The organism is Streptomyces sp. P5F9 (assembly GCF_057961495.1).
Window position 1 is genome coordinate 1 of record NZ_JBXVPZ010000333.1, and the last position, 10,811, is coordinate 10,811.

General features: G+C 69.1%; 10 protein-coding genes. 5 read left to right on the forward strand and 5 right to left on the reverse strand.

Features of this window, described 5'->3' with window-relative positions:
* Window positions 1-902 precede the first annotated feature (902 nt).
* Entirely contained in the window at window positions 903-1,088 is a 186-nt protein-coding gene (locus tag AC31A1_RS36710; protein ID WP_489657455.1) for a hypothetical protein, read from the reverse strand.
* Window positions 1,089-1,433: 345 nt separating this feature from the next.
* Entirely contained in the window at window positions 1,434-1,643 is a 210-nt protein-coding gene (locus AC31A1_RS36715; protein ID WP_489657456.1) for a hypothetical protein, read from the reverse strand.
* Between the two features lie 366 nt (window positions 1,644-2,009).
* On the opposite strand from AC31A1_RS36715, the gene AC31A1_RS36720 reads away from it, so the two are divergent.
* The 3 genes from AC31A1_RS36720 (at window position 2,010) to AC31A1_RS36730 (ending at window position 5,531) form a co-directional block, all read left to right on the forward strand.
* Window positions 2,010-3,461, forward strand: a complete 1,452-nt coding sequence (locus AC31A1_RS36720) for an NAD(P)/FAD-dependent oxidoreductase (protein WP_489657457.1) — start codon at window positions 2,010-2,012, stop codon at window positions 3,459-3,461.
* Between the two features lie 328 nt (window positions 3,462-3,789).
* Window positions 3,790-4,380 (forward strand): TetR/AcrR family transcriptional regulator, encoded by a 591-nt coding sequence (locus AC31A1_RS36725; protein WP_489657458.1) that lies wholly within the window; start codon window positions 3,790-3,792, stop codon window positions 4,378-4,380.
* 80 nt (window positions 4,381-4,460) lie between these two features.
* Complete coding sequence (locus tag AC31A1_RS36730) at window positions 4,461-5,531, forward strand: SDR family oxidoreductase (protein WP_489657459.1); 1,071 nt, start codon at window positions 4,461-4,463, stop codon at window positions 5,529-5,531.
* Window positions 5,532-6,128: 597 nt separating this feature from the next.
* On the opposite strand, the gene AC31A1_RS36735 is transcribed toward AC31A1_RS36730, so the two are convergent.
* Together AC31A1_RS36735 and AC31A1_RS36740 are read right to left on the reverse strand one after the other, a co-directional pair.
* Window positions 6,129-7,235, reverse strand: a complete 1,107-nt coding sequence (locus AC31A1_RS36735) for a putative T7SS-secreted protein (protein WP_489657460.1) — start codon at window positions 7,233-7,235, stop codon at window positions 6,129-6,131.
* 61 nt (window positions 7,236-7,296) lie between these two features.
* Window positions 7,297-8,007, reverse strand: a complete 711-nt coding sequence (locus tag AC31A1_RS36740) for a hypothetical protein (protein WP_489657461.1) — start codon at window positions 8,005-8,007, stop codon at window positions 7,297-7,299.
* A 174-nt stretch (window positions 8,008-8,181) separates the two neighbouring features.
* Here AC31A1_RS36740 and AC31A1_RS36745 point away from each other — a divergent pair, with 174 nt between their 5' ends.
* Window positions 8,182-8,475 (forward strand): hypothetical protein, encoded by a 294-nt coding sequence (locus AC31A1_RS36745; RefSeq protein ID WP_489657462.1) that lies wholly within the window; start codon window positions 8,182-8,184, stop codon window positions 8,473-8,475.
* Entirely contained in the window at window positions 8,472-9,137 is a 666-nt protein-coding gene (locus AC31A1_RS36750) for a hypothetical protein (protein WP_489657463.1), read from the forward strand. The genes AC31A1_RS36745 and AC31A1_RS36750 overlap by 4 nt, the downstream gene beginning before the upstream one ends.
* A gap of 83 nt (window positions 9,138-9,220) precedes the next feature.
* Here the strand turns inward: AC31A1_RS36750 and AC31A1_RS36755 are convergent.
* The coding region (locus tag AC31A1_RS36755) for an FtsK/SpoIIIE domain-containing protein (RefSeq protein ID WP_489657464.1) at window positions 9,221-10,811 on the reverse strand (1,591 nt) is incomplete at its 5' end.

Here is a 10,811-nt window from a genome sequence, read left to right on the forward strand (position 1 = left end):
CGGTGCGGCTCCCGGCTCGGGACAAACCCGGCACCCGAGGTGTTCATCGCACCCCCGCCCCCCACACACACCGCAGGACCGAACCGCCCCTCCACCACGAGCCGCCCCACAAGAGCCCGCTGGTCAGCCCTGCAACTATCTGTGAATAGTCCCCCGGGGGCACCAGTCACACTGCGTGTTCTCGCAGGTCAGGGCCCGCAACGGCCCTACCTGCGAGGCTTCCTGTGGTTCATACGAAATTAGCCACGCGGGAAGATTTCGTGCGCCCGCAGCATGCTCTCAGGCGTCATTGCCCCAGGTGAGAGGCATCGTCCCAGTGGCCTGAGCCGCGCTGCGCGACTGTCGCAGGTTCGAACCGTTGGGGGACTTCCAATAGCAAGCACTTCAGTCACGCTCTGCAGTTCCACCTGTTCAGGTCCCCTCGTTGCGAACTCGCACCGTCAGGTCGCTCTGATCCGCCGTTCGAATGCCGACAGGGCAACCAACGCGACCTGCGGGGCATGAGCGTGCGAGAGGATGCGACGAGACAAGGACAGTTCCGACTACCCGGTCTCCTTGCGCTTCCCCTCCTCCGGCGGCTCGTCACGCCGCCCCGGCCAGATCTGGCACACCAGCGAGGTCACCGCGATCAGCCCGAGGTCGAGCGCGCCTGAAGGCCGAGTTCGACCGCCAGTGGACCGCCGCCGGGGAAGCCGGACAGCAACCCGACCCATGCCTGGCGCAGATCGAACGCCTCAAGGCCGAGGTCACAACCCCGCGCGAAACGCCTCAGCAGGAAGAACGCTGAGCTCGACGCCCTGAAGGAGTTCCAGAAAGTGGCACTGTCCCACCTTGCCGCCGAGCACAGTGAGATCACCGTGCTGCGGCAACAGCTACGGCGTGCCCGGTCGGCGGAAGATCCTTCAGCTGTCGCTCATAGCGGTCGTCGACCCGTGCCGATGCCCGGCCGGGGGGGACGGACATACACCGTCACCGCTCCGGCCGGCCGGCTGCACCATCAGTCCGCTTGCACCGTGCACTGCGGCGGTGACAAGCACCGCGAAGTCCTCGAACAGCACGTCCTGCCAGGAGATCTCGTCGTGGTCCATGTCCTGGGTATCGCCGCGGACGGTACGAAACAGCCCGCACTCACCAAACCTGATGGAGCATCAGATGTGGTGAATCGGACTGAGACTCGCTCCAGGCCACTGTCTGGAATCGAACAGCCCCCTCACCAACCGTGACGGCTCCCCGTGGTCACTGCCCGCGCCCGGCTCTCACCTGCAAAGGCAATCGGGCAGAACTGACGGTGCGGGCGGGGCCGGGCACCGGGCCAGCTCCAGTTGCTGCTCGATACGCCGCCTCCCGCCCCCGCTGACCAGTTGTCTGTAGAGGCCCGCTCCTTTCCCTGGCCGGGCTTTCGCCGACTACAAGGAAGCGCTTGCAACGACTGCTCAGCCCGGCAGTTCTGCATTGGTGCACTGGGGGCAGGCGGTGCTGCAGGTTCCGAGAGCAGGCGGTCCACCGACACCGACGGGTGCGGTCGGCGCGGCGGCGCCCTCGTGGGCGGCCATGGCGTGCCATCGACTGACCGCGAGCACGGCCCGCTCCATCCCGTCCAGTCGCTCCTGCCGGTCGACGTCCGCGTCGGCACCGGCGGTCACGCCACTGTCCGCTTCGTCCGCGGCGCCGTGTCGAACAGCCGGAGCACGACGACCGCGGGGTCGTGGTGCTCCGGTCTGCGGACGCCCCGGCCGGCCAGAAGGGATTCGCCGGGACGGAACGCGGCCCCCTTCCCCTTCCCCGGAGTCGAATTCCCGGGATTCGAATTCACCGACCGGCTCCCGTCCTCACCTGTGCTGCCGCACGGAATCCCGGACAGTGGCAGGCCGCCGAAGAACAAACCGCCCGCGAAGGCCCACGCCAGGGCGGTCGGGCACTTGGTGCTGGGGCCCGGTTGAACTCCGTGCGTAACCACGTCGTGTTTCAACCGAGTTGAAGCACCTGCGCACCCCGCCTTGGAGGCTCACATGCCGGATTCTCCTGTCGCGATCTTCGAGCGACTCAGCACTCTCACTACGCCGAAGGACCCTCAGTTCCTCTTCCGCACCGTGCACGTGCTGGGCGGGGGGATCGGCGGACTCCTCGCCGCGCGGGTGCTCGCCGACCACGCCGAGCATGTCGTGATCGTCGAGGCCGACAGGGCGGAGGCGGGCGCCAAGGGCGAGCCTCGCCCGGGTGTGCCGCAGGGCTACCAAGTCCACACGCTCTTGCCGGGGGGCCGTGCGCAGCTCGAACGCTGGTACCCCGGAATCATCCAGCGGGCCCTGGATGGGGGCGCAGTCCTGTCCAGTTCGCACGGCGCCGCGGCCTACCTCGACGACGTCGAGCAGATCACCACACCCAATACAGAGCTCGTCACCAGCAGCCGCCCCTTCCTCGAAGCGCTGATCCGGAGCGACACCCTCAGGTTGCCGAACGTCGACGTGGTCACCGGCCGCGTGACGGGGTTGAACTACGCGCGCGGCGCCGCCGACGCGGTGCGATACACGACCGACGGCAAGGAGACCGTCGACACCACGGACTTCGTCGTCGACGCCACCGGCCGCGGCAGCAGGCTCTCCACCTGGCTGGAGGAGGGAGGCTGGCCCCGGCCCGACATGGAGCGGCTGAAAGTCGACATCCGCTACTTCACCGCCCGCTTCACCCGCTCACCCGTCTGGTCCGGCCCCTCCAGCGGCATCAGCCGCTACAGCCCGCACTTCCCCTCGAAGGGCCTGGCCGTGGCAGCGGTCAACGCCATCGAGGGCCGACGGTGGGCAGTCATGCTCGCCTTCTTCGGGAGCGACAGCGAGCACCTGGGCACCAAGGACTTCCTCGCCCGTTGCCGCGAGCTGCAACCGATCTACCAGCAGGCGGCTGCCGGCGAGCTGATCGGTGACGTGGTCCCCTACCGCCACCCCGACAGCCGGTGGCGCCACTTCGAGGAACTCGGCCGCTTTCCCGCCCGCCTCGCGGTCATCGGCGATGCCGTGGCGTCGTTCAACCCCGTCTACGGGCAGGGCATGTCCTCCGCCGCGCTCCACGCGTCGTGCCTGTCGGAGTACCTGTGCTCCGCGCCGGACCTGGACGCCCCGGCGCGGCATTTCCTGGACCTGCAAAAGGTCATGGTCCAGGCCGCCTGGCAGACCTCCACGGCCGCCGACTCCGTCCGGCTGGGAGTCGCCAGGAAGCCGACCACCGCGCAGGAACGTCGGCAGGCGTGGGCCATGCAGCAGGTGATGGCCGCGGCCAGTCGAGACGTTCAGGTGGCCACCGCCTTCCGGGCCGTCGGCTTCATGACCGCCCACCCGGCCACGCTGCTCACACCGGAGTTGGTACGCCGGGCGGCGGCGGCCAATGCCGTACCGGACGAAGCGCTCCACCGCGGGTACGGGCTCACGGAGGACGACGGCGGATTGACCCCGCCCACAGAACGGTAGCCGACGCCCGTCCACCACCTCGGCGAGGAATCATCAGGCGCTGCGGGCAGGCGGCGGCGCGACTCGTCACGGCCAAGCACAGACGAGGAGTTGTTCTCGCTGCGGGAGCCGCCGCGTCAGCCTTCGCTGGAGGTGTCCGGTGGGGGGCTCCGTGCCGCATCCCGGTTCGGGAGAAGCGAACTCGGCTCCGTCGTGGTCGACGGCGAGGGTGCGCTACACGCCCGACTTGAAAACCACTTATCGAAAACGTACTGTCGACAACACGTTTTCGCTAATTGGTCGTGCAGGTGACCGAACGCGGACCGGCAACCGGCGACGGGAATTGCTCATGAACAAGCAGGCACCGGCCTCCAACCGGCGCAAACGGCTCACGCAGGAGCGTGAGCGCGAGATCCTCGACGTCACCTTCGACCTGGTCGCCGAGGTCGGCTACGAGCAGGCGACCGTGGACGAGGTGGCCAGACGGACGAAGGCGAGTACGGCCACGCTGTACCGGCGGTGGGAGAACAAGCCCAGGCTCGTGATCACGGCGATGACGGCACGCAAGTACCCGCCCCTGCCGCCCATCGACACCGGCGGTCTGCGCGACGACCTGGTGGCGCTGGCCCGCATGATGCCCGAGCCGCACCCGCAGGGTGCCCCGACCCTGGGGATCTGGCAGGCGGTCGTGTCCGACCCGGCCCTCGCCCAGGCCTTGCGGGACGTCCTGTTCGCCCCCTACCTCGCCGCGCTGCGCACGATCCTGGCCCGGCACATCGAGCGGGGAACGATCCGTGCCGACAACCCGGCCCTGGCGCGCGTCGAGATGTTCCTGATGGGCAGCGTCTTCGTGGAGAAGCTCTTCACCGGCACCGAGGCCGACGCCGACCAGCTCATCGCCGTCATGGACGCCCTGTTGCTGCCGGCGCTGACCAGTTAGTCGCAGCCGGCTCCTTCCTCATCTGGCCGGCGTCCGGCCGACGCGCCAGTACGCGTACCAAAAGACAAAGGAGCTTGGCCATGAGCAGCACTTCGACCGATACGTCGACCGATACCGTCCTGGTCACCGGAGGCTCCGGGTTCCTGGGCGGCCGTGTGATCGCCCAGGCGCTCGGTGAGGGGTACCAGGTCCGCACCACGGTGCGGTCTCTCAGCCACGAGGCGCAGGTCCGCGGGGACTTGGCGGCCATGGGCGTGGACACGGGGGAGCGGCTCACTTTCGTGGCGGCGGACCTCACCGCGGACGCGGGATGGGCCGAGGCGGTGGCGGGCTGCCGCTACGTCCTGCACACCGCCTCCCCCTTCCCGGGCGGCGAGCCCGACCACGAGGACGACCTGATCGTCCCGGCCCGGGAAGGCACGCTGCGCGTGCTGCGCGCGGCCCGTGACGCGGGCGTCGAACGCGTGGTGGTCACCTCCTCGTTCGCCGCCGTCGGCTACGGCAGGCCCGCCACCGAACAGCCCTTCACCGAGGACGACTGGACCGACCCCGACAGCGACATCCCCGCCTACATCAAATCCAAGGCGCTGGCCGAGCGCGCCGCCTGGGACTTCGTCGAGCGCGAGGGCAACGGGCTCCAGCTCGCCACCGTTGCCCCGGTCGGCATCTTCGGCCCCGTCGTCGGCGACGACCACTCTTCTTCCATCACCATGATCAACAGCCTGTTCAGCGGCGCCATGCCGGGTGCCCCCCGCCTGTACTTCGGCGTGGTCGACGTCCGCGACGCCGCCGACCTGCACCTGAAGGCCATGACCGACCCGAAGGCAGCGGGCGAGCGTTTCATCGCCACCGCCGGCGACGCCGTCTCCCTGCACCAGATCGCCCTCGCCGTCCGCGACCGCCTCGGAGACGCCGCCGGTAGCGTCCCGGCGACCGAACTCCCGGACGAGGCGGTACGCAGGGCCGCCGAGGCCAACCCGGCACTGAAGGGCATGCTGCCGAACCTCGGCAAGGTCCGCCACGTCAGCAACGCCAAAGCCCGTACGGTGCTCGGCTGGAACCCCCGCAGCAGCGAAGACGCCGTCGCGGCGACCGCCGAAAGCCTCCTGGCACTCGGCCTCCTGCCCGTCACGGATCCTGCATCGGCGTAGGGGCACACCAGCGCTCTGGTCTGATCGAAACTCGGCTGCGGGCCGCCGTCCTGGATATGGATCCGGGACGGCGGCCCACAGCCGTCTTCAACCAGCCCTACGGCCATGCCGGGATCCTCCACCGCGGAACACGAACCGGTTATTAACCTCCCGGTGGGACGGAATCCGAGGATCAGTCGTTCCCCTGTGACTGTCCCTCCCCAGCCTCAGCGCCCTCCTGCGATTGCCCGTCCTGCCGCCGGAACCGCGGCGGCAACGCCGGCGGCGCCGGCGGCGGCTCCTGTTGGTGCGACTGCGACTGCCCCGGCCGCGGCGGCACCGGCGGTGGCACCGGCTTCGGCTGCACCGGCTTCGGCGGCGCCGGTGGCGGCTGCTTCTGCGGCAGTGGCGGAGGCGGAGGCCCCTGCGCCTGCGCCAGCGGCTGCGACTGGTGCGCATGCGCCTGCGCGCTGATAGGACTGGAAGAGCTCTCCTGCGCCGCTTCCTGCCGTATGCGCCGCAGTGCTTCCTCTTCTGTTATGTGGTCTTGCAGTGCCCGCGCCTTCACCTGTGCATCAAACCTCGCCAGAATCGCAGGCACATCCACCAAGTGCTCGTTCACATGGGAAGAGGACCCAGTGGTGTTGTTCGGGTTCGAAGAAGACGGAGTTCCACTGCTGTCTGAGCCCTGGCCTCGGGTGGTGGTGCCGGGCTTGGAGCCGTTCTTGACGGGAACGGGCGGTGGTTTGCCTTTGCCCCGGCCGCCGATTCGGCGAAGTCACCCCCGGCATTCTTGATCGCGTTGCCGAAGGAGCCGCCCAGCGGGCCTCCCACCGTCTTCGTGGAGCCGATCGTCGACTTGATGTTCTTGATCGAACCGTCGACGTTCTTCGTGATGTTCGGGAGGAACTTGGCCGCGCCGCCGAGGCCCTTCAGGATCGATCCGCCCGGAATGAGACTGAGCAGCCCCACCGCGAAGTCGCCGAGACTGAAGTTGCCGGAAGCGATCGCGCTTATTGTGTCCACGGCGAACAGGGCGCCGCCCAGAAGGGCTCCCGCCACCGGGAAAATCACCGCGACGATCCCCGCGAGAACTCCCAGGAGAATCTTGACGAACGGGAAGTCCTTGAAGAAGTCGCCGATCTTCTGGAAGACGTTCCGTTCGGGAATCGCCTCGCGGGCTGCCCGGTCGAGGACGTCCTCGCACTGCCGTTGCGCGCTCTCCCGCATCTGCTGGGCCTGCTGGGCCAGGCTCTTGGCGGCGCTGAGCGCGGACTGTCCTGCCTCGATCTCGTTCTGCTGACGCGTGGCCGCCGCGCGCTCGTCGTCGGTCGGGGAGTCGGAGAGCTTCGTGGGGGTCTGATTCGCCTGCGGAGCAGCGCTGTTGGCCTGGTCCACCGCCCGGTCGAAAGTCTCCTGCGCCTCCCGCAGCCTCGGGGCGTAATCCGTGTACGCCTGCGCGGCGTCGTGGAAGGAGGTCGCGGTCTTGCGCAGCTTGTCCGGCAGATCCTCCCCGATCTTCTTGTTCAGGGCGTCGATCGCGTCACCGCGGCCACGGGAGATGTCACCGTCCCGCTTGAGGACGTTGAGCGCCTTTTCCGCCGCGTCCCCGACATCCCGATACCGCGTGATCAGACCCTGCATCAGATCCGGATCGCCAGGGGTGGGATCGCTGTCCATCCCGACCACTTCGAAGTCCTGCTGGCTGGAGTGCCGTCGTGCCATGCCGATTCCCTCCCCTGAGACGTTGAGTCGTGCGCCCGTGGAATGAGCGGCCCGGCGAGCGTCACTGCTTGCCCGTGACCTTCTCGCCCTTGGGGCCGACCGCGAACCACTTCCCGTCCACGCCCTGGCCGTTGAGGTCGCCGGGCTTGCTGTCGCCCGAGTAGCGGTAGATCGGCCAACCACCGACCGTGATCTGGATCTGCCCGTCCTCGCGGCGGATGGCTCCGACCTCCTTCGGGTCGACGCCCGCCATGTAGACCTTGCCGCCTTCCTCGACCGTGACCGGCGGCCACTTGCCGATACAGGCGTTGGCGCAGGCCGATTTCGAGGGAGTCGCCGAGTCGTCGTCGAAGCGGTAGAGCGCGGCCTGGTTGATGTTGATCAGGTGCTGTGCGGGCAGTTGGTCGCTGGTGACGGCCGAGAGCTGGACCCAGCGGGGCGGGGCCTCCTGCACGGCCACTCCGACGACCGTTCCGCCGTTGCCGCTCAGGCCGGCCTGCGCCGCCGTGGAGTCGACGACCTGCAACGCCGCGTTGCCCGATGCCGCGGCCGGGGACGAGGACTGCGCCGCGCCGGAGGACGTGGCCGCGGCCGACGCGGACGGTGCCGGGCTGGAGGATGCCGGCTGCGATGTGTCGCCGATCTGGATGGTCTTGCCGCAGCCCGACAACGCGGTCACGCAAGCCAGCGCGAGCGCGGGAACGACGACAGCGCGCCGGAGCACTCTGCTCAGCGCCGGGTGAGAGGGCATCGGGGCGGTGGAGAACGTCATGCCTGCAACACGAGACAGCCTCAGCCCGGAGTTCAACGATCCGCCGAGTTTCGCCCACCGCTCCCGACAACAGCACGTCGGTGAACGATCCAGGACCACGACCCCGTGTTTCCGATGGATGTGGACCTGTTCTCTCCGACCACGAACAACCGACAACCAAGAACGAGGAAGCACATGGCAGCACAAATTGTCATCCCCGGCGATGAGTTGGAGGACGCCCGCAACACTTTGGGTTTCGTCCACGACTTCATCGACATCGGGCACCACACGTTCGACTTCGACGCGATGTTCGGGCGTGACCTGTCCAAGGGCGCTGCCCAGAACTTCGAGAACAAGTGGGAGGACGGGAAGAACCGTCTGAAGAAGCAGGTCAAGGAGATCCAGGACGCGATCGGCAACATCCTGGACTCGTTCGAGAAGACCGACCAGGACGCGGTGGCGAACCTCGACGACGGGAGCGCCGGATGACACCCGCCCTCACGTTCCAGGACGGTCCCGGCGACGGCCAGGGCGACGAGCAGCGCACCGGGCCCGTACGACACTTCCTCCTGGACATTCCCGACCAGTGGCAGCAGGCCGACCTCACCGGCGCGGCCATGGCCGACGTCCGGGCCCGTGCGCTGGCCGCCGCTGCCACGCCGGGCGAACAGGCCCGTATCAACGACATGTTCCGCCAGGGCAGGGAACTGTCCGCGTCCGCCCGGCGGCACGGCGCGCTGCTGGCCGTCGGCACGGCGGCCATGTATCCCGACGGGCTCTTCCTGGCCTACGGCATGGTGTTCGCGGTGAGCATGCCGGTCGGGCAGGAGCTCACGCTGCCCGTGCTGTCCACCCAGCTCGGCGCCTCCACGGCCGGAACGGTGCCCGCGGACCGGGTCGTCATGACGGCGCTGGTGCCCCATGTGGGCACCGTGGCCCGGGTCACCGGTACGGAGACCGTCCGGGTGACGGCCGACGTCGACGTGAAGCTGCTGATCATGCACACGATGATGCCGGTGCCGGGCAGTCCGCAGGATTTCCTCGTCGTCACCCTGGCCAGTCCCAACCTGCCGCTGAAGAACGAGGTCTACGACCTCTTCGACGCCATCTCCGGAACCTTCCGCTTCGTGGAGGAGAGCGTCGCCGCCTGACAGGTACAGGCGTGAGTGGAGGCGCCCCCCGGCCGGTCGGGGGGCGCCTCCACTCACATTCCGCAGCGGGACTCAGCAGCCCCTCACACGCCCGTCTCGGTCTCGGCGAACGGCACCTGCACTCCTCGCAGGGTTCCGTCCCCCAAGTGCAGCAGCCCGCGCCCGGGTTGAGGGGCCGCGCCGACCAGCCCCCGGGTCAGCCTGACCCCGATGAGCTCGCCGTCGGCCAGCCCTTGGGGCGAGAGCAGCATGCCGCAGCGGTTCCGTTTCATCTGGCCCATCCACCCCGCGAGGCTCAACGCCAGCGACTCGGCGTTGCCCGCCGCGAGTACGCCCCATCCGGCTCCCGCACCACCGCGCGCGAGCAGCGCGAGATCGGAGTCGATCTCGGAACCCATGAAGAGTTCCGCGTCATCGATCACGACGACTCCGTGCTCCTCGCCTATCTGACCGAGCGTGCGCCGGAAGTCGTCCGAGGACACCTCGGCGTCCGTGATCACGTCCGCCACGCCCGCCCAACCCTTCAACGCGCGCAGCGGCGAACGGCGGGGCGCGAGCACGAGGAGCCCCGTACCGGCGGCCAACAGGGACAGCGACGCGGCCAGCAGGGCGGTGCTGCGGCCGGTGCGCGGAGGTCCGCCGATGATGAACGACGGTACGTCGGACAGGTCGGGTCCGAGCGAGGTGAGGGTGTCGCCGCCCACGGCCACCAGCGGCTTCATCGGCCCGCCCGGCATGTGCAGGGTCGTAGCGTCCTCGTAGGAGATCCGGTCGGGGACGAGGTCCAGGCGGAGGGGGCGCCGATGCCCCGGAACCGACCCCTCCCTGACCGTGAGTTCGCCGCCGAGGTCGGTGAGGGCCTGAGCCTGTGCGGTGCCGGACAGGTCCTCGGCCAGGACGGCGATCTGTACGGAGCTGAGGTCCTGGACCCGGATGCCGCGCCCGGGGGCGGGGGCGGCCGGGGCGGACTTGGTGGGGATGCCGACACTGGAGTAGTCCTGGCGGTCGTTGAGCCGTAGCACGACCTTGTCCTCGGTGGTGCTGGAGAAGCGGCTTCCGCCCAGGACCCGGTCCCCGGCGAGGACGACGTGGATGCCCGCTCCCGCTCCGTCGCGCAGCAGCCGCAGCAGCCGTTCCATGTAGCTGCCGTTGTCGTAGGTACCGAACTCCCGCTCGAAGACCTCGAACCGGTCGACCATCAGGACGATGTGCGCGAGCCGCTCGCCCGGCGGCTGTGTGCCGCGCAGTTCGGTCAGGTCGGCGGTGCCCCGGGTGCCCAAAACGCTCTGGCGGGCGGTGAGTTCGGAGCCCAGACGGTCCAGCAGGCGGCCGAGCCGCTCCGTCTGGCCCCGGTCGACCACCACACCGCAATGCGGCAGCGCGGCCAGTGCGTTGAGCGCGCCGTTGCCGCAGTCGATGCCGTACAGGTGCACGTCGTCGGCTCCGTGCGCCTGTGCCAGCGCCGCGGCCAGGGTGCGCAGCGTCTGTGAACGGCCGCTGCGGGGCGAGCCCACGATGTGCAGATGGGCCGCCCTGTCTACGTCGAACTCCAGCGCTGTGCGCGCCTGTTGGGCCGGGAGATCCACCAGTCCGTACGTCACGGAGGGCAGCGCCGGCGCGCGGTCGGCGCTGCCCTCCGTGACGTACGGACTGGTGGATCTCCCGGCCCAACAG

Coding starts and splice junctions, on each gene's coding strand:
- AC31A1_RS36710 (WP_489657455.1), bottom strand. CDS start 1,088: ATGGACCACGACGAGATCTCCTGGCAGGACGTGCTGTTCGAGGACTTC.
- AC31A1_RS36720 (WP_489657457.1), top strand. CDS start 2,010: ATGCCGGATTCTCCTGTCGCGATCTTCGAGCGACTCAGCACTCTCACT.
- AC31A1_RS36725 (WP_489657458.1), top strand. CDS start 3,790: ATGAACAAGCAGGCACCGGCCTCCAACCGGCGCAAACGGCTCACGCAG.
- AC31A1_RS36730 (WP_489657459.1), top strand. CDS start 4,461: ATGAGCAGCACTTCGACCGATACGTCGACCGATACCGTCCTGGTCACC.
- AC31A1_RS36735 (WP_489657460.1), bottom strand. CDS start 7,235: ATGGCACGACGGCACTCCAGCCAGCAGGACTTCGAAGTGGTCGGGATG.
- AC31A1_RS36740 (WP_489657461.1), bottom strand. CDS start 8,007: ATGACGTTCTCCACCGCCCCGATGCCCTCTCACCCGGCGCTGAGCAGA.
- AC31A1_RS36745 (WP_489657462.1), top strand. CDS start 8,182: ATGGCAGCACAAATTGTCATCCCCGGCGATGAGTTGGAGGACGCCCGC.
- AC31A1_RS36750 (WP_489657463.1), top strand. CDS start 8,472: ATGACACCCGCCCTCACGTTCCAGGACGGTCCCGGCGACGGCCAGGGC.